At 42.3% G+C, this 17,267-nt stretch carries 20 protein-coding genes and 1 riboswitch; of the genes, 1 reads left to right on the top strand and 19 read right to left on the bottom strand.

The genetic code is table 11. The annotated features are described in order from the left end of the window. Window positions 1-6: 6 nt before the first annotated feature. Together PHA78_RS01370 and PHA78_RS01365 are read right to left on the bottom strand one after the other, a co-directional pair. Window positions 7-1,239 (bottom strand): CapA family protein, encoded by a 1,233-nt coding sequence (locus PHA78_RS01370; protein ID WP_024378051.1) that lies wholly within the window; start codon window positions 1,237-1,239, stop codon window positions 7-9. Window positions 1,240-1,571: 332 nt separating this feature from the next. After that, window positions 1,572-2,510 (bottom strand): dihydroorotate oxidase, encoded by a 939-nt coding sequence (locus PHA78_RS01365; RefSeq protein ID WP_099831533.1) that lies wholly within the window; start codon window positions 2,508-2,510, stop codon window positions 1,572-1,574. 222 nt (window positions 2,511-2,732) lie between these two features. Between PHA78_RS01365 and gdhA the strand changes: the two genes are divergently transcribed. Next, complete coding sequence (gene gdhA / locus PHA78_RS01360; RefSeq protein WP_024378053.1) at window positions 2,733-4,079, top strand: NADP-specific glutamate dehydrogenase; 1,347 nt, start codon at window positions 2,733-2,735, stop codon at window positions 4,077-4,079. Window positions 4,080-4,312: 233 nt separating this feature from the next. Here the strand turns inward: gdhA and PHA78_RS01355 are convergent, their stop codons facing one another. The 17 genes from PHA78_RS01355 to PHA78_RS01275 form a co-directional block, all read right to left on the bottom strand. After that, complete coding sequence (locus PHA78_RS01355; protein WP_024378054.1) at window positions 4,313-4,897, bottom strand: DUF4352 domain-containing protein; 585 nt, start codon at window positions 4,895-4,897, stop codon at window positions 4,313-4,315. Between the two features lie 10 nt (window positions 4,898-4,907). Continuing rightward, window positions 4,908-5,756: a mechanosensitive ion channel family protein gene (locus PHA78_RS01350; protein ID WP_024378055.1), complete on the bottom strand. Its 849-nt coding sequence runs from the start codon at window positions 5,754-5,756 to the stop codon at window positions 4,908-4,910. A gap of 63 nt (window positions 5,757-5,819) precedes the next feature. Continuing rightward, a complete protein-coding gene (locus tag PHA78_RS01345; protein ID WP_272158362.1) occupies window positions 5,820-7,154 on the bottom strand; it encodes an alanine/glycine:cation symporter family protein in 1,335 nt (444 codons plus the stop codon). A gap of 106 nt (window positions 7,155-7,260) precedes the next feature. Further along, window positions 7,261-7,365, bottom strand: a riboswitch (glycine riboswitch). Between the two features lie 212 nt (window positions 7,366-7,577). After that, window positions 7,578-8,210, bottom strand: a complete 633-nt coding sequence (locus PHA78_RS01340) for an ABC transporter ATP-binding protein (RefSeq protein ID WP_105212777.1) — start codon at window positions 8,208-8,210, stop codon at window positions 7,578-7,580. Between the two features lies 1 nt (window position 8,211). After that, complete coding sequence (locus PHA78_RS01335) at window positions 8,212-10,197, bottom strand: DUF1430 domain-containing protein (RefSeq protein WP_272158361.1); 1,986 nt, start codon at window positions 10,195-10,197, stop codon at window positions 8,212-8,214. A gap of 241 nt (window positions 10,198-10,438) precedes the next feature. Continuing rightward, window positions 10,439-11,377, bottom strand: a complete 939-nt coding sequence (gene msrB / locus PHA78_RS01330) for a peptide-methionine (R)-S-oxide reductase MsrB (protein ID WP_272158360.1) — start codon at window positions 11,375-11,377, stop codon at window positions 10,439-10,441. A 51-nt stretch (window positions 11,378-11,428) separates the two neighbouring features. Then, a complete protein-coding gene (trxA, locus tag PHA78_RS01325; RefSeq protein WP_024376275.1) occupies window positions 11,429-11,743 on the bottom strand; it encodes a thioredoxin in 315 nt (104 codons plus the stop codon). Between the two features lie 153 nt (window positions 11,744-11,896). Continuing rightward, window positions 11,897-12,541, bottom strand: a complete 645-nt coding sequence (locus PHA78_RS01320) for a GNAT family N-acetyltransferase (protein WP_024376274.1) — start codon at window positions 12,539-12,541, stop codon at window positions 11,897-11,899. Window positions 12,542-12,639: 98 nt separating this feature from the next. After that, a complete protein-coding gene (locus PHA78_RS01315) occupies window positions 12,640-12,786 on the bottom strand; it encodes a hypothetical protein (protein WP_153308673.1) in 147 nt (48 codons plus the stop codon). Window positions 12,787-12,802: 16 nt separating this feature from the next. After that, complete coding sequence (locus PHA78_RS01310) at window positions 12,803-13,504, bottom strand: CPBP family intramembrane glutamic endopeptidase (RefSeq protein ID WP_272158359.1); 702 nt, start codon at window positions 13,502-13,504, stop codon at window positions 12,803-12,805. Beyond that, complete coding sequence (locus tag PHA78_RS01305; protein WP_024378065.1) at window positions 13,504-14,559, bottom strand: thioredoxin family protein; 1,056 nt, start codon at window positions 14,557-14,559, stop codon at window positions 13,504-13,506. The genes PHA78_RS01310 and PHA78_RS01305 overlap by 1 nt, the downstream gene beginning before the upstream one ends. Window positions 14,560-14,702: 143 nt before the next feature. Continuing rightward, window positions 14,703-14,999, bottom strand: a complete 297-nt coding sequence (locus PHA78_RS01300; RefSeq protein WP_024376271.1) for a bacteriocin immunity protein — start codon at window positions 14,997-14,999, stop codon at window positions 14,703-14,705. 161 nt (window positions 15,000-15,160) lie between these two features. Then, window positions 15,161-15,772 carry a CPBP family intramembrane glutamic endopeptidase gene (locus PHA78_RS01295; RefSeq protein WP_024378066.1) on the bottom strand — a complete coding sequence of 204 codons (612 nt, stop codon included), beginning with the start codon at window positions 15,770-15,772 and terminating at the stop codon, window positions 15,161-15,163. A 14-nt stretch (window positions 15,773-15,786) separates the two neighbouring features. Then, on the bottom strand, window positions 15,787-15,927 hold the full coding sequence (locus PHA78_RS01290; RefSeq protein ID WP_153308672.1) for a hypothetical protein: 141 nt from the start codon (window positions 15,925-15,927) through the stop codon (window positions 15,787-15,789). 19 nt (window positions 15,928-15,946) lie between these two features. Further along, on the bottom strand, window positions 15,947-16,087 hold the full coding sequence (locus PHA78_RS01285; protein ID WP_153308671.1) for a hypothetical protein: 141 nt from the start codon (window positions 16,085-16,087) through the stop codon (window positions 15,947-15,949). A gap of 502 nt (window positions 16,088-16,589) precedes the next feature. After that, a complete protein-coding gene (locus PHA78_RS01280) occupies window positions 16,590-16,781 on the bottom strand; it encodes a hypothetical protein (protein ID WP_024376269.1) in 192 nt (63 codons plus the stop codon). Window position 16,782: 1 nt separating this feature from the next. Further along, the gene (locus PHA78_RS01275; protein WP_024376268.1) at window positions 16,783-17,013 is read right to left on the bottom strand and encodes a bacteriocin class II family protein; all 231 of its coding nucleotides are present in this window, start codon (window positions 17,011-17,013) and stop codon (window positions 16,783-16,785) included. Window positions 17,014-17,267: the final 254 nt, after the last annotated feature.

The raw sequence follows: 17,267 nt of genomic DNA, 5'->3' as shown, positions 1-17,267 counted from the left end.
CTCTCCTCACCATACCAAATTGACAAAGTCTTTCATTTCTTGATAGGCTGCATCCACACGCACCTGTGTTTCTTCATCTAGCTGCCCATAATATCGACCACCAGCGACCCAGTCTTCCAATACATAGGTCTGATAGCTAAAACGCTCATATCCATCTTGTGAATACGTTCCCTGAGAGATACGATTCACCCAGGTTGGATGGGCTTGAGCAGTTTGAATACTTGTCTGCCCATTCTCTTTTTGAATCCTTATATCCATCAAGACACCCCGCTCGGTCCATTGGGAATTTGGTGTATCATCCATGCTCTCAATACGCTGATTGGACAGGAAATTTCCCATCGAATAGATAATCAATTTTCTCTGACCATCTTTTTCAATAATCTCTGCGGGCTCGACTACATGCGGATGCCCACCAAGAACGATGTCTGCTCCCCAATCAATCATTTGATGGTACAAACTGGTCTGTTCCCCCGTAGGCTCCAACTGGTATTCCACACCCGTCTGAGGCATGACGATGGTAATATCCGCCTCTTTTTCTGCTCGTTCAATCTCAGCCTGCATCTTTTCTTTATCAAAATCCGATAAATAGGCATCATATTCCTCCTGACTCAGCAAAGCCTCCATCCCGTTGAAACCGTAAGCATAGGCTAGGACAGCTATACGGATACCATTGACTTCTCGAATGTAGAGTGGTGCAGTTGCCCGATTGCCTTCGGCGTAGACACCGACTGTATCCACACCTGCATCTCTAAATGTATTGACAGTGGAAACCAATCCAGAAAGATGTGAGTCCAAGATATGATTGTGGGCCAAATCCACCAAATCATAGCCTGCATCACGGATATTATTGGCGACAATGGCAGGCGCATTAAAAAGTGGGTAACCTGCTAACTCGACATCTGGGGAAATGGTCCCTTCAAAGTCTGCGATAGCGAAATCAGCCTGTTCTATCCAGGGCTTTACGTAGGTAAAATTCTCAGAAAAATCGTAACTTCCATCTGGCTGTTCTGCTCCTCGAAGAATAGGCAAGTGATAGAGCAAATCCCCATGAGCCATGATGCGAACAGAATTATCTGAGTGCATTGATTCTGAGGGCTGATTCAGCCTAGGAACTAGGTGCTCGCTTACAATAATAATCACCAAGATAATAGTCGCTAAGCCACAGATAAAAAACAAATGCAGCTTTGTCCGATAGGACGCATATCGTTTTCTGCGAATATAGTTCGCTCTTTTCTCCATACCTATCCCCTCATACTCCCTACTTAAGAACCTTTGTTCAAAATACAGTCAGTAGTCCCTCAAAAAACTATTTCTTCCATAAAAGTACATCACTTATAAATAGAGGTTCTAATATTAGTATACGACATTTTTGCTAAAAAATCTAAATAAAATCAGAATTCCATCTCACAAATATATGTTTCTGACTATGTATTCCATTCCTCAAACGATTATCAAACCGATCTTCACAGACCATTTAAAAAGAGCTAACATTATCCCCTCGCGACTCCCTAAAAGACTATCTGGGCGAACGGTACAATGTTAGCTTCTTTTTATGTCTTCAACAGATGATTTTAATCATCTAAGTGCTGTAGCTTGCCACGAAAATCTTCAATGGTCTCGTAGCCTTTTTCAGCCATAATGGCCTGCAATTCAGCCGTAATGCGTTCAAAGGCTGCCACACCTTCCTTTTGCAGGGTTGTTCCAACTTGAACCATGCTGGCTCCACAGAGAATGTGTTCGAAGGCATCACGACCGGTCAAAATGCCACCTGTTCCGACAATCTGAATTTCAGGATTCAAGCGTTGGTAGAAGGCATGGACATTTGCCAAAGCTGTCGGTTTGATATATTCACCGCCTATACCCCCAAAACCATTTTTAGGCTTAATGACCACCTGCTCGTCTTCAATATATAGACCATTTCCAATCGAATTGACACAGTTGACAAACTTCAAAGGAAACTGGTTGAAAATCGCTGCTGCTTGGTCAAAATGCACAATATCGAAATAAGGTGGTAACTTAATACCGAGTGGTTTGGTAAAGTAAGTGAAGACTTCCTGCAAGATGGTCTCTGTCGTTTCAAAATCATAGGCAATCTGCGGTTTTCCAGGGACATTGGGACAAGAAAGATTTAACTCTGTCAACCCCTTAAAATCACTGGCTTCTACAGTTCTCAAAATTTCATGAGTCTCATCAGGCGACATTCCAACTACAGATAAAACAAATGTGCGTTCTGGCTCCGTTTCCTGCAATTCTAGTAGATAATCCAAATAGTAAGCCAAGCCCTGATTTGGCAAGCCCATCGAATTGATAGAACCAAGCGGAACATTCTGATAACGTGGTTCTGGATTACCCGCGCGGTAGTCCAAGGTTGCTGTTTTTGTTACAAAAGTACCCGCCTTCGAGTTCTTAACCGCATCCAATTCTTCCTTGGTCATGCACCAAACCCCTGCCGCATTCATCAAACAATTATCAAAGGTAAATCCACCGAGTGTCGTTGCTGTTGAAACCATATTATCCTCCATATAGGTCATTCTTTCTTGATTATATCATAAGAAACAAACGGATTTTCTTCATTTACTACTAACGTTCGGATTTTCTAATAAAAATTTATTAATTTTTTTAAAATTCTTACATTTTCTTCTTTACATTTAAAAATCATGGTGCTATAATAATTATCAGATAAATTAAATTGTCAGACAATTTAATAAATAAAAAAGAAATCAGGTGATCCCATGTCAAATGCCAAAGCTTACATCCAAGCTTCTTTTGAAGCAGTCAAAGCCCGCAACCCACATGAAACAGAATTCCTCCAAGCTGTAGAAGAGCTCTTCTCTACACTTGAACCTGTTTTTGAAGCACATCCAGAATACATCGAAGAAAACATCTTGGCCCGTATCGTTGAGCCTGAGCGTATCATCAGCTTCCGTGTTCCATGGACAGATAAAGATGGAAATGTTCAAGTCAACCGTGGCTACCGTGTTCAGTTCAACTCAGCTGTAGGTCCTTACAAGGGCGGCCTTCGCTTCCACCCAACTGTAAACCAATCCATCTTGAAGTTCCTCGGTTTTGAGCAAATCTTCAAAAACGTCTTGACTGGTCTTCCAATCGGCGGTGGTAAAGGTGGTTCAGACTTTGATCCTAAAGGAAAAACTGATGCTGAAATCATGCGCTTCTGCCAAAGCTTCATGACTGAATTGCAAAAACACATCGGACCTTCACTTGACGTCCCTGCTGGTGACATCGGTGTCGGTGGTCGTGAGATTGGTTACATGTACGGTCAATACAAACGCCTCCGCCAGTTTGATGCAGGTGTCTTGACTGGTAAACCTCTTGGCTTCGGTGGTTCATTGATCCGCCCAGAAGCAACAGGCTACGGCTTGGTTTACTTCACTGATAACATGTTGGCAGCAAACGGTAAATCCTTCAAAGACCAAACAGTCCTTATCTCTGGTTCTGGTAACGTTGCCCAATATGCTGTTCAAAAAGCGACTGAACTTGGTGCAAAAGTTATTTCTGTTTCAGACTCAAATGGTTATATCATCGATGAAACTGGTATTGACTTCGACCTCTTGGTAGACATCAAAGAAAAACGCCGTGCTCGTTTGACAGAATACGCTGCAGAAAAAGCAACTGCTAAGTACTTCGAAGGTTCTGTATGGAACTACGATGGCAAGGCTGACATTGCCCTTCCATGTGCGACTCAAAACGAAATCAACGGCGAGCAAGCTACTGCCCTTGTGAAAAACGGTGTATACTGTGTGGCTGAAGGTGCCAACATGCCATCTGACCTTGATGCTATCAAAGTTTACAAAGAAAATGGCGTTCTTTACGGCCTTGCTAAAGCAGCCAATGCCGGTGGTGTTGCCGTATCTGCCCTTGAAATGAGCCAAAACAGCCTTCGTCTTTCATGGACTCGTGAAGAAGTAGATGGCCGTCTTAAAGACATCATGGCAAATATCTTCAACACCGCTAAAGAAACAGCTGAAAAATACGACCTTGGTACAGATTACCTTGCAGGCGCTAACATCGCAGCCTTTGAACAAATTGCGGATAGCATGATTGCCCAAGGTTTGGTATAAGCTTACTTTTAGTTCACTAAACTATAATAAAAACGTCCCCAAAATTGACGTGCCAATTTTGGGGGTATTTTTCATTAAAAGAAGAGGAGAACAGTGGATAAACATGTTCTCCTTTTTAAAATGTAAAAATAACAGATAAATCGGATATAGTACAATTACCAAGCCGAACAATCTGAACCAAGGGGCATATAAACCCGTAAATTGTGCAGTATTTAAAACTTTTTCTACAGCAATTAGATACTTTCTGCGACTAATTCCGTCCACATGGCATCTTCGTAGGTAAAACCAAAGTTTGTTTCATTATCTATACCGTAGATAAGTTTTACTTGTACTTTCTCTCCTGGCTTCAACTTTTCAACTAGATTCACATCGTAGGTCCGTAAATCCAGGGAAAAGGGAATCTGACTAACGGAATCCATGAGACTGAAATAGTATTCGTCAAAATAGAGTTCTTCTGCGGTCGAATTTTCAACTTCCATTTCAACAACATAAGCTGTGCTATAGTAGCTATCTACTAGTTCTACGCTATCGTCTTTGCCCATAGACGTTACTGTCACATGAAGACCATCTGAAAAATCAACAGCATCTCCCACTTGATATTCTGTGTAGGTCTTCGTATCATCGAAATAACCCTCTGAATCCCAAGAATCACTTGTACCTGACAAGCTTAAACCGGTCATTAAAATCAAACAGGTTACTCCTAGGATGAAGGAGAGGACTGCACCAGCAATGGTTGTCCAAAAGAGAGGCTGTTTGTGCAAGGGTTTCTTCTTATAATACATCTGCCCATTTTCAACGACAAAATCTTTTGTTTGCATCATAAACTCCTTATTTTAAAACAGTTGGCCCACTTGAAGGTAAATCTATTCCTGCTTGACGCAGGGCATCTTGATAAAAACCAAAGAATTGATGATAAATACTACTTTGCTGCCCGTGCGCTACAAAGAGATTGACCCGGAAAACAAACTGACCATTGGTCGTATTTTGCGGTCCAAGAACTGTCACACCTGTAATCTGGTCAAAATTGCTGATTTCTCTCAAATTGACCTCTTCTATTACGCGATAGACTTGTTCCAAATCGGTATTAAATTTGAGCGGAATATCAATTTGAGCACGCATGTCCCCTCTTGACTGATTGGATACCACTAGAATGTTGCGATTGGGAATAAAATGCAATGTCCCATCTGCATCACGTACTTGTGTTGTTCGGATTCCCATGCTAACGATGGTTCCTGAAATGGTAATAGGCCCGTTGGTTAACTTGACCACATCTCCAACGTCAAACTGTCGTTCAATTAAGATAAAGAATCCATTGACCAAGTCTGAGAGAAAACCTTGCGCTCCCAGACCAACAGCTACCCCAGCAATCCCGGCTCCTGCAAGAAGACTGGATACCGGTAAACCAAGGATACTCAAAATACAGTAGATAAGGATAAAGTAGAGTAGGTAATTTAGGATGCTTTCCACCAGACGACTGATGGTCTTCTGGCGACCAATTTCCTGAGTGGATACCTTTAGGGAGGGAACCAAAACCTTTTTCACAGAAGATTTGGCTATCTTCTTGATAATGTAAAATGCAACAAAGAGTAAAACAAGCGATAAAACCTTATTTAGACCTGCTGTCACAATGGCCTCAATATTAAATTGAGACAAATACTTGGTAATAAAATCATTCATGAGATAATTATAGCAGAAAAAACTATAAAAACCTAAAAGACAGCCAAACGACTGTCTTTCATCTTATTTCTTTTTGGCAAAATACTGGCGTGTCTCCTTGATAATGACTGGCGAGAGAGCTAGTAAGGCGATCAAGTTTGGAAGAGCCATAAGCCCATTCACAATATCTGCGATAGTCCAAATCAAGTCAATCTTGAGGAAACCACCCAAGGCAACCATGGCTACAAAGACCAGACGGTAAGGCAAAATCGACTTGGTGCCAAAGAGGAATTCGATACAGCGTTCCCCATAGTAAGACCATCCCAGAATGGTCGTATAGGCAAAGAGGACTAGGCTAAGAGTTAGGGCTATAGCACCAGGCTGACCGAAAACCGAAGCAAAAGCTGCCTGAGTCAGAGGAGCACCAGCTAATCCTTCTGTCGTCCACTGATCCGTCACCAAAATCGAAAGCCCTGTCAGACTGCAGATAATCAGCGTGTCGATAAAGGTACCCGTCATAGAAATCAAGCCCTGTTCAACTGGATTATCTGACTTGGCTGCAGCTGCCGCAATGGGAGCAGAACCTAGACCAGATTCATTGGAGAAGACTCCGCGAGCAATTCCGCGTTGAATGGCTTCTTTTACCGTTGCCCCTACAAAACCACCCATCGCAGCTGCTGGAGTAAAGGCAGATTTGAAAACTAAGGCCAGGGTTGGCAAGAGTTGATCCCAATGCACAGCCAAGACAGTAATACTTGCTAAGATATATAAAATCGCCATGAAAGGAACAACTTTGGTCGAAACGTCAGAGATTTTTTCAATCCCACCAAAGATAAAGAAAGCAATTGAAATAGCTGTCACAATGCTGACCAACTGGGGAGCTAATCCAAAACTCGTTTCCAAAGAAGCAGTGATGGAATTAACTTGCGAAAAAGTTCCAATCCCCAAAAGAGCAACCAAAACACCTGAAATCGCAAAAAAGACTGCTAGAGGTTTCCAATTTTTGCCCATCCCTAAGGTGATATAATGCATAGGTCCACCAGCTGCTTGCCCATTGGCATCCTTGGTTCTATATTTGATGGCCAAAAAGCCTTCCGCATACTTAGTTGCCATTCCGAAAAAGGCTGCAACCCACATCCAGAAAAGAGCCCCAGGACCACCTGTAGTAATAGCTGTCGCAACTCCAACGATATTTCCTGTACCAACTGTCGCCGCCAAAGCTGTACAAAGTGCCGCAAAGCTGGACACATCTCCCTGTCCAGACTGGTCACTGGAGAAAATCAGACGAAAAGCCGTCGGCAATTTGCCAATCTGAAACACTCCCAAACGAAGAGTGAGATAAACACCCGTTCCGACCAATAGTAACAAGAGGGGCGGTCCCCAAACAAGATTGTTGATAGCCTTAAATAGTTCTAACATAGTTCCTCCTAAGCGTTTCTAATCAGATAAAGCTGCCGGAAAAAACAAAAAGAGGCTGAACACTTCAACCTCTAGAATCAACGTGAAAATATAGAAAAAGCCTACTTTTCAACGCTCTGTCCTTTTACCTGAGAGTTTCAGTAGCTCTACTTTTCCAAGCAGGACTACCTTGCCCCTTCGGTGCCAAAATGGTCTCTCCAGAGTTCCGTCCATTGAACAGTCAGTTTCCCTTCTACCCAATATCAACCGGTTATTCAGTTTTATCTAGTTTTATTTTAATCTAATTTCACGAAAAAATCAAGAATATTTTCTGATACTCAATGAAAATCAAAAGTAGCCTAGGAAACGAAGCCGAAGATAGAACTGGAGTTCATCAAGGTAAGTTGTCAACGGATAATTTTGATTTTCGAAGAGTATGAATTTTTACAAGTCTTCCATTTTTATGATAAGGTCTGCTCGCTCCCAAATCAAAGGATTATGAGTCGCAATCACAATTAACCGATCTGGGCTCTTCAAGGATAACAAAATATCCATAATTTCTTGGGAGCTCTTAGGGTCTAAGGCAGCCGTCGGCTCATCTGCCAAAATCAACGGAGGATTTTTCAGGATGACTTTAGCAAGAGCTACCCGCTGGGCTTCCCCTCCTGAGAGTTCATAGATAGGCTGGGACAGGTCCAGATAAGATAGACCCACTGCATCAAGTGCCGCTTCCTGCCTCGATTTCCTTTGGTCTTTGGATAATTTCTGACCAATCAGTCCCAAATCCAGATTTTCTTTGATTGTCTGACTTTCTAAAAGACCAAAATTCTGAAAGAGATAGCCTAATTCCTCCCTAAAAAAGAGATGGGGCTTCAACTTTTTCAAATCCTTTCCCTTGTAGAGAATGTCACCTGCATCATAGGACTCCAACTTGGCTAAAATATTCAGCAAGGTCGTTTTTCCGCTACCACTGGCACCTATCAAGGCATAGACCTTTCCAGCCTGCAAGTCTAGCGTTACATCAGAAAACAAGCTGCGCTTCCCAAATTTCTTTTGAATTGATTGGATAGAAAACATACTAGGCTCCTTTCAAAATACGGATATTCCAAGCTCCTTCTTTCCTCGCCTGCCACCTCAATAAGTAAAGGGCATTGATTATAAACAAGGCAAAACTGATGCTACTTATAAAAATGTGACCTGTCACTACCATGCTTGCTCCAAGAGCTAACAAGAGGGAAAGTAGTTGGAACGTTAGGTATTTCTGATGAATGCCCCAAAAATCCATCCCTGCAATTTCCTTGATGAAAATCTCACGTTTAAATTCTTCAAAGTATAGAAGATTCATGGTATTAAACAGGACAATTGATGTCACAATCCCTAAAATGGCACCCATAGATGTTGAAATGGTCTCTATCCGAATACGATCTAAAAGTTCCGTAAAGAGGGAGGAACTACTTTTCACTTCATTGACAAACTGAAACAGATTTCTTGCCTTCAATTCGCGCAAAAGTTTATCTCTATTTTTAAATAAGATACTGCTATCTACTTCATTCAACCAAAAGTCAGCAGATTCTTTTCCCAGACTTGACGGTGCCAACACAACTAAAATAGGGTCTGTCAGGTATTGCACATGTTGACCAGAACGATGATTGTAGATAAACTGCTTCTGCCCATCTTTTAAGTAGGCAACTTTTCCCTTAATGGTAGCTGAGCGTGCTTGATTAGCAGGTCTAACCATACGATTGATATAATCTTGGTAAAGATGGAGATAAGTATCGCTTTCAGGGCGCAATTTTTCAGGCAACAGAAGTTGAAATTCTCCTTCTTGTAGAGGGAGCGCTACTTCTCCTTCTGCTAAGTTTACATCCTGTATCTGCAAATAATTTGGACTAACGTAGAGGGTGTTTCCAGCTGGATGGTAGCTGTCAAGGCGTGTCCCATCTTCCAGTTGGGAGCCCATTAAATAGGCATTCAAATTACTTTTGACAAAGAGCGCGCCGTCTTCCTCCAAAGCTTGCTTTAGTAAAGGATACCAATTTTCAGGCGAATTTAGTCCTGAGCGACCATCCGCAGAAATATTCCAAGCCAAACTATAGTAATCCCCTTCATTCTCCCACTGCTGGGCACCTACTTGGTATTCCTGCCAAATCCCTGAATAATAGACGGTTTGAGCCACACCCAATGACACCACCAGTAGAGCCAGCATTTGCCCCATAACCATAATGGTCAGGATTCCTTGCAGGGGCATCTTCCCTTTTAACAAGGGTAAAAAGTGATAGGTTCGAATGGCCAAGGTAAATGTAGCAGCGAAAAAAAGGACAATCAAACCAAGCAAGAAATGATAGCCCACTAGAGCTGCGACCAGATAGTAGACAGAATAGCCATCTAATCCAATGAGGTAGGCCAGTCCAACTGCTGGAAGAACCGCAAATGGGATAGTTAGAGCTATCTCTTTCGCATTTTCCTGTAGAGATAGTAGAAATAAATGCCAACGTGAATCTCCTGCAATCAAACGGATACCTGCTGTACGCAACTGCCTTACATTGGCAATCACGACCAAAGCCATATAGGTAATGAGAAAGACCAGTATGGCTAAAAATTGACCACCTTGTGTCAGAAATGCTAGTAAAGTAGCAATAGTCGAAGGCTTCCGAATCTGAACTTCATCAAATCCAAGCGAAACAAGAAGAGACCGAAGCTCCTCTACCGTCGCTTTCCCTTGGAAAATAAAATACTTGGTTAAAAGTGCAGACTCCACTTTTTCTGATGCCTGAAATTCCTCCAGCCCTCTCGGCAGGGAAGACTGACTAAAATTATCATAAGAAAAGGTACGTCCACCTGATTTACTTGGCTCAATCACTCGTCTGGCAATGACACTATCCGTCTGTTGAGAATAGTCTTCTAATCGCTGTCGTACATCTGAGTAAGTCACGTCCTCAGATATCGACAAGGTAGTCACAGAAGGATAATAATGAACTAGCATAGTCTCCTTTTGGCTAACCCCCAACCAAATCATAAAGACGGCTAGAATGATAGTCGATACAAGTACAAATTTTCCTTTCATCACAATCACCTGTCTTCCTATTCTCTAAAATGTAAGAAATAGGCTAGGAAAAAATTCCAATGTCTCTGCTAAGAGTTCGCTTTAATATCTCAGCTAACTGGTTGATTGACAGCAAAATAGCCACTTCTTAAACTAGAATATTATCTATGTATAAATCATTATATCAAAATTATCTTTTCTAACATACTATTTCGACACAAAAAGCCTATTCTTTGCGAATAGACTTTCTACGTTCCTAAATTTATTTAAGCAAATCCAAAAACAGGCCATATCCTGCTTCTTCCATTTCCTCTCTCGGTATGAAGCGAAGGGCTGCTGAGTTGATACAGTAACGTAATCCACCCTTGTCACGCGGTCCATCATCAAAGACATGACCTAAATGAGCATGTCCAGCCCGACTGCGAACTTCAATACGGTTCATGCCGTGGGAAAGATCTTGGAAATAAGTCGCAACTTCCTTGCTGATTGGTTTGGTAAAGGAGGGCCAGCCGCAGCCTGAGTCGAATTTGTCTGTTGAGAGAAAGAGCGGCTCGCCAGTCGTAATATCGACGTAGATGCCAGCTTGGTCGCTATTCCAAAACTCATTTTCGAAGGGTCTTTCCGTCGCAGCTTCTTGAGTGACTTGATACTGGAGGTCGGTCAAGCTGTCTTTTAAGACTTGCTGGTCTGGCTTTTGGTAGTCTGCAACATCAATCAGAGGGATTTTTGCCTGCCCAAGATCGATATGACAGTACCCTTGGGGATTTTTCTTGAGATAATCCTGATGGTAATCTTCAGCGGGGATGTAATGTGCGAGTGGCTCCACTTCAACGGCTAGGGGGCGTCCGCCAAAGAGCTGGGACTGCTCCGTCATGACATGCTCGATGGTCGGCAAATCAGCCTCATCCGTGTAATAGATACCAGTCCGATACTGGCGCCCCTTGTCAGGTCCCTGCTGATTGACAGAGAAGGGATCAATGACTCGGAAATAATAGAGGAGAATTTCCCGCAAATTGATACGAGTCTCATCATAGGCTAGATAGAGCGTCTCTGCGTGGTCTGTTTGTTTGAGGAGTTGATAATTGGTCGTCTCCACCTGTCCATTGGCATAGCCAACGCTGGTGTCAAGAATACCATCGATCTGGGAAAAATAGCCTTCCATCCCCCAGAAACAACCGCCTGCTAGGTAGATTTCTTTCATGTGAGATTCCTTTCGATGCAGAAAAAGGTTGAGTTTCCTCAACCTACATAATTAACCAATTTCTGCCAAGATCGCTTTAATTTGGTCTTTTGTATGCACACCTGCTACTTGCTTGACCACCTGTCCGTCTTTTTTGAACAAGAGGGTTGGGATAGACATGATGCCGAATTGACGGGCTGTATTTGGGTTTTCATCTACGTCCATTTTGTAGATGCGGAGCTCGTCTTCGTCCAATTCTTCTGCCAACTGTTCCAAGATTGGTGCTTGCATACGGCAAGGGCCACACCAAGGTGCCCAGAAATCTACAAGGACGACACCTTCTTGCGTTTCTACTTCAAAGTTTGCGTCTGTTACTACTTGTACCATATTCGTCTCCTTTTCTGCTTTCTACCTTCATTCTACACCAAAAGAAAAGAGAATGCGAATATTTGCTACGGAATGAGATATTGGAGTGACAGCCCTATAAAAATTTCAGCTGTAAAAACAAATTGGTAGAACTAAATTAGTCCGCAGAGGTCATTAGACCAAATCCACCACATAGGTCAGTTCCTGATAGACTTCTTCGATATCAAACAGTTCTAAATCTGCTTGGTCGGTCACGACATAGACACCTTCTCGGAGATAGTAGGGTTCTGGCTGACCTGCTTCATCTGTAAAGGCCAATTTGGCATTGGGAAGATCGACACCAAAGCGGACATAAGGTGTGTCTTTGGGTGTACCGATGACTAGGTAATCAGTACAAATCAGCTGTCCTCCCCATTTTTTATACAAATGGTTGGCAGCATCTCCATCTCGGGTAAATATAGCGAGCTTTTCTACTCCAGCTTCTTTCAATGCCTGCTCTGCTTTTTCATAAAGGGCCTGGGCAATGCCTTGTCCCTGGTAATCGGGGTGGACAGCGAGATTGGTCAGGTAAGCTGTACGTTGGCTGGGAGCATAGAGGTAGGTTTGGCTGGTTTCCTGACTGTAAATGTCGATGTCAATCAAGCCGACAATCTGGTCGTCACTTTCAGCCACCAGTTCAATCCTCTTATCATAAATGTCCGTCAGCAGTGCTGGTTTTTCCGTCTCTCTATCGTCAAAAAACGGGGAAAAGAGATAGCTGAGTGCCTTGCAATAAACCCAGCCTTTTTCATCGCTGGTTTGGTATTCTCTGATGTTCATATAAACCTCCGTACTCTATTTTACTGTTTTTTTCGAGTTTTTCAAATAATTTCAAAAGCACCTTTGGATAACCAGAGGTGCTTTACTCGTTTAATAGCCTACATGATTTCCGCAGGTGGCTGCACAGGGCGTGGTTTAGGAATTTCCCGTCCTGGTCCCTTGACAACTATAGGAAGACCGATAAGACTGGATAATTGCCCTCCGCCTATGATGCTCACAAGCTGAGCCTTGGATAATTCTTTCATAGCCAACTCCTCCCTTCTATCCAAATAAGATGATTAGATAATTGATAACTGAAAACAAGACAAGGAGACTATTATTCAAAATATGAACAGCAATCGCATCCTTGATACTTCCACGACGTGCGTAGGCCAAGTAGAAAATAGCTCCCAAAGCGAAGTAGGTCACAAATTCGATCGGATATACGATATGAAACAGGGCGAAAATGCTTGAGCTAATCACCAATTTCAACCACTTATTGCCTGTCTTGAAAAAGTATTGACTGAAGAATCCTCGAAAGACAATCTCTTCCATAACCGGTGCAAACAGACCAATAGCTACATGAAAAGCTATGAAATAGAGAGGAAACATAGTCGCTACCTGCTCACTGGTCGCAAACAGGGCCGCATCATTAGCAGACATGGTATTCCCAGTACCTATCTGTACCAGCAAGGTCCCCAAAACTGCGACGACACGGGTTGCTAGGAAAAATAGCAGAGCAATCCCAAAGTCTTTCCAAGTAAACCGTAACTCCCTAACCGTCTCGGTTACCTGCTGTCTATACCGCTTTCCAATCAAGAAAATTAGAAAACCAACCAAAGCGAGATAGGCAATACTAAACACCCATTTCATTGCGACAGGAGTCTGTGCCTCTTGCCCGATGAAGAGCATGGGAAGTAGATTAAAAACAATCGTTAATAGGATCAAGCCAACAAATAGGGCAATTTTTTTCAAACGTTTCATTATTCAGCCTCCTTATGAATAATCGCTAATCCTTGTATGACAAGAGCGAGCATGAGAGTCAGTAAGCCCATAGGCCAACCAATTTCCGAAGAAGCCTCGCCTGTTTTCGGAAGAATCTTTGTCCCTGCACTCTGAGCAGGGCTTGTTGGTAAAACAGGCTTGACCTGTCGTACAGCAGATACTCTTGAAGGATTTGGTTCTGTCAACTCCAAGAGAGAAGCATCCGCTTCATTCTTCGAAGCCTCTTGTGATTCCTGGGAAGGTTGTGTATCTTTTGGTGCCGTCTCTACTTCCTGAGGAGACCCTTGTTCTTTTGGAGCTTCTTGCCTGTCCTGAGAAGCTTGCTCACCTTGCGGAACTTCTTGAGTAGTCGGCAGAGCTGTTTCCACAGGGGCTTGTTCGTCAGTTGCACTTGGAGCCTGCTCCTCACCAGCTACTAACTGTGGAGGAGTCTTTCCTAGATAAAAGTAATCATAGAGTTCCTGGGCACTGATACCGCCACCGACCCAACCAGCTAACACTTGACCATTTTTGATATAGAGAATGGTCGGCGTGCCTGGGATTCCTACTTCCTTAAAGAGAAATTCCTTGGCAGTATCATCAAAGTCTTCCCCTGCCGTATCATAGTACTCTATTTTTCCACCTGTCAATTGATGCAAGTTCTTTAACTCAGGGGAGAATTGACGACAGTAATAACAGGTCCCACGCCCAAAGTACAGAAGGTGTTCCTGATTGTCCTCTGTAAATGCTGCTCGCACTGCTCCGATATCAATCTTTTGAAAAGCTGCCACAGTCTCCAGATAGTCTTCCAGACTAATCTCAACTGCTTGACTGACCTCCTCATTTACAGTTGAGGACGATCCAGTTGTCTCCGCCGTCTCTTCGGTTTCAGAAGTTGGTGCTGTTCCTTCTTTCTCTTCTGTCGGCTGCACAACCTCCGTCACCACTGGTGAAGAGTCTGCTTGCCCAGTCGTCTCTGCCTGAATCACACTCCCTTGAAGACTGGTAAGAACAATCGTGCAAACAAGGGAACTGGCAAGTAAGTTCTTTTTCATTTCTACAACTCCTTTTTTCTTTATAGGCTTATTGTACAGATTTTTCTCCAAATGATTTGCCCATTTCCTGAATGGTCATCCAAGCGTCCTGAATGGAAGAGGCCTGCAAATCCTGACAAAATCCAAGGATGACTTCCTACTATTTATCGAATGATTCCTGTAGCAATGAGACCTCTACCCAGATTTTTCTCCCACTCTCCATAGGCTGATATTTTTTTATAAAATTGACTTAGGCCAGGGGAGAGGCTGATTCTATAGAAAACATTGCGAACAGCCAACTTTCGAATGCTCTCCGCTAAAGCGAGGATTGTTCTCTCTGTATCTCTGGTCCGTTCAAATTCCTGTTTATAGGCGACCAAGAGTTTCCGCTCCTCTGCCGTAGTGGTCGGATTCAAGATAAGGTTGATTAGTTCTTCCATGATTTTCTCTCTCGTTTCCATTTTCTAACCTCCATATGTTGTCATTGATAGCATCAGTATAGCAGGTAATCGCATCTTCGTTTGCCCATTTCCTGAACTGTCGTCCAGGCTTCCTGAATGGTTACAAATACAAAAATGAAGCCCAGCATCTATCTGGACTCCAAACTTTTCCTTTTTGTTTGCTACAAGACCATCAAACTATTCCACATGATATGGAGAATGATGACTGGATAAATTGTTGCGGATTTCTTAAAAAGTATTGCATAAATCAATCCCGAGCCCAAATAAACCAGAAAGTCATTCAGCACCCAGCCAGTTGGTAAAACATGGCCGAGAGAAAAGAGACAGGCTGAGCACAATACATCTAGTTGTAGATGACTTACAGGTGCCAAACTTCTCATCATATAGCCTCGGAATACAAGCTCCTCACAAATTGGACCGTAAACAAGAAGATAGAGGTTATAAAGGAAGAGCTGGACTCCTGTATAACTCCAACTATCCAGAGCTTCTTCGTTTTTAGTAGAGGATAGGAAATGATAGACAATGACAGCCCAACACAGCTTACAGAGAAATGCCAAAATGACCCTTCTAACTATTTTCCATGTAGGTTTCCTAAAGACCAAAATATCTCCGTAGCCTTGTCGATACAAGAGAAAGAGGGTCACCAACCCTGTCACGAATACGAGGGCATCCGCAACAAATTCTCTTGCAACTAGACCAATTCCATAAGGATATACTAGGAGAATCAGCAACAAGGGAATATACTGTCTTACACTCTTATCACTCTCTACCATTTCTTTGTCCACCTCTATTTTCGACGAATTCCAAATGCGTCCTTTATACCATCAATAACACCACTCCAGTAGTCGCCAACATCTTTCAACCAATCACCACCATTGGTTGCTTCTAAATCGATTTCCGACAGTTCTCTAAATTGAATTTGCTTCATGACTGAATCTCCTTTACACTTACTGACATATTAAATCCGTTGGTAAAATTACCTGACCTAGTAATCTCTTAAAAATCACACGCGCCGCAATTTGACCAGAACAGTAGCTATCTCGGCTACCACCTTGAACTTCACTAAGTTTTGATTCACTTAGTTGCATAAAATCTTTTCTCATTTTAGCACCTTTCAAATGTTTAGTTACATCAGACTTCTAATCACTTATATGCTACATAGATGATAAACAGTACAATTTAGCATTACCACCAACATGTTAATACATATATCCCTGCACTAACAGCTGTTTTCGTTGGGTTTCCTCCACCTTTTACAACTGATATCGTTAGACCTCCCAGAGAACAACCTCCATAAATTTCTTCCATTTCATACACAGATTATCACATGTTCATGCGGTTACTTACAATTTATGGAAAGTTGTAGCTCTATGAGTACTCACTTACACTATATTTCACAATACTATCACATAAAAAAGTATTGTATGATATCTCGGATAAAATTTAACAGCACAAACACCCCAATTATTAATCTAGATCTTTTTAAGATTTCCACATTTTTTTTAGAATAACTAATTACATGAATAATAAATAACACTATAAAATATGAAAAGGTGTTACTAAAAATGATTATTGAAATATCTTTTAAAATCAATTAAGTAAGTCTCCAGTTATTGATCTTCCTCCACTAATAACACAAGCACCTAATGCAGTCCATGGTCCTCCAATTAGCCCAATTACTCCTGCACCAAGACATTGTGTACCAGCAACAACCCAGTTTACACTTCCACCACCGGTTGTAAGTTCTAAAGTTTGATCAGGTAAATTCTCTAGCAAATTCATATTATTTCCCCCCCAATACATTTCCAATACAGTAAATGCTACCACCAATCTGTCCTAGTCCAAATCCGATTCCTGCGCCCATTAATCCTCCAGCTATTGCACCGGTAACTACTCCTTCAACCATTCCCCAACCAATATCAGCTAAACATTTACCGGCTGAGTATCCTCCCTCAACGCTCGCAAGCATTTCAACATCCATCACTTCAAATTGTTCCATTGTTTTCGTATTCATATCGAACACCTCCTTTTTTATGTTTATTTTTTTGAATGTGTCTCGTTGCAACTTTGACAAGTTTAGTATAGCTGATTTTTAGAAAAATACTGCTCCATTTCCTGAACTGTCGTCCAATCGTCCTGAATGGGAAAGAAATGACCGTTCAGGACTTTTTTGTGACCGCCCAGGAAGAACAGCCGTCGGGAAAGAGAAACCGTTCAGGATGTTTCAGCGACCGTTCAGGATTTGGATGCTTATTTTCTTAAATCTAT

Source organism: Streptococcus sp. HN38, assembly GCF_028335765.1.
GTDB lineage: Bacteria > Bacillota > Bacilli > Lactobacillales > Streptococcaceae > Streptococcus > Streptococcus suis_P.
This window is presented reverse-complemented; position numbering and strand designations above follow the sequence as displayed.

Bases quoted from the DNA above. Each gene is read 5' to 3' on its own strand.
- PHA78_RS01370 (WP_024378051.1), bottom strand. From the start codon at position 1,239: ATGGAGAAAAGAGCGAACTATATTCGCAGAAAACGATATGCGTCCTAT.
- PHA78_RS01365 (WP_099831533.1), bottom strand. From the start codon at position 2,510: ATGGTTTCAACAGCAACGACACTCGGTGGATTTACCTTTGATAATTGT.
- gdhA (WP_024378053.1), top strand. From the start codon at position 2,733: ATGTCAAATGCCAAAGCTTACATCCAAGCTTCTTTTGAAGCAGTCAAA.
- PHA78_RS01355 (WP_024378054.1), bottom strand. From the start codon at position 4,897: ATGCAAACAAAAGATTTTGTCGTTGAAAATGGGCAGATGTATTATAAG.
- PHA78_RS01350 (WP_024378055.1), bottom strand. From the start codon at position 5,756: ATGAATGATTTTATTACCAAGTATTTGTCTCAATTTAATATTGAGGCC.
- PHA78_RS01345 (WP_272158362.1), bottom strand. From the start codon at position 7,154: ATGTTAGAACTATTTAAGGCTATCAACAATCTTGTTTGGGGACCGCCC.
- PHA78_RS01340 (WP_105212777.1), bottom strand. From the start codon at position 8,210: ATGTTTTCTATCCAATCAATTCAAAAGAAATTTGGGAAGCGCAGCTTG.
- PHA78_RS01335 (WP_272158361.1), bottom strand. From the start codon at position 10,197: ATGAAAGGAAAATTTGTACTTGTATCGACTATCATTCTAGCCGTCTTT.
- msrB (WP_272158360.1), bottom strand. From the start codon at position 11,377: ATGAAAGAAATCTACCTAGCAGGCGGTTGTTTCTGGGGGATGGAAGGC.
- trxA (WP_024376275.1), bottom strand. From the start codon at position 11,743: ATGGTACAAGTAGTAACAGACGCAAACTTTGAAGTAGAAACGCAAGAA.
- PHA78_RS01320 (WP_024376274.1), bottom strand. From the start codon at position 12,541: ATGAACATCAGAGAATACCAAACCAGCGATGAAAAAGGCTGGGTTTAT.
- PHA78_RS01315 (WP_153308673.1), bottom strand. From the start codon at position 12,786: ATGAAAGAATTATCCAAGGCTCAGCTTGTGAGCATCATAGGCGGAGGG.
- PHA78_RS01310 (WP_272158359.1), bottom strand. From the start codon at position 13,504: ATGAAACGTTTGAAAAAAATTGCCCTATTTGTTGGCTTGATCCTATTA.
- PHA78_RS01305 (WP_024378065.1), bottom strand. From the start codon at position 14,559: ATGAAAAAGAACTTACTTGCCAGTTCCCTTGTTTGCACGATTGTTCTT.
- PHA78_RS01300 (WP_024376271.1), bottom strand. From the start codon at position 14,999: ATGGAAACGAGAGAGAAAATCATGGAAGAACTAATCAACCTTATCTTG.
- PHA78_RS01295 (WP_024378066.1), bottom strand. From the start codon at position 15,772: ATGGTAGAGAGTGATAAGAGTGTAAGACAGTATATTCCCTTGTTGCTG.
- PHA78_RS01290 (WP_153308672.1), bottom strand. From the start codon at position 15,927: ATGAAGCAAATTCAATTTAGAGAACTGTCGGAAATCGATTTAGAAGCA.
- PHA78_RS01285 (WP_153308671.1), bottom strand. From the start codon at position 16,087: ATGCAACTAAGTGAATCAAAACTTAGTGAAGTTCAAGGTGGTAGCCGA.
- PHA78_RS01280 (WP_024376269.1), bottom strand. From the start codon at position 16,781: ATGAATTTGCTAGAGAATTTACCTGATCAAACTTTAGAACTTACAACC.
- PHA78_RS01275 (WP_024376268.1), bottom strand. From the start codon at position 17,013: ATGAATACGAAAACAATGGAACAATTTGAAGTGATGGATGTTGAAATG.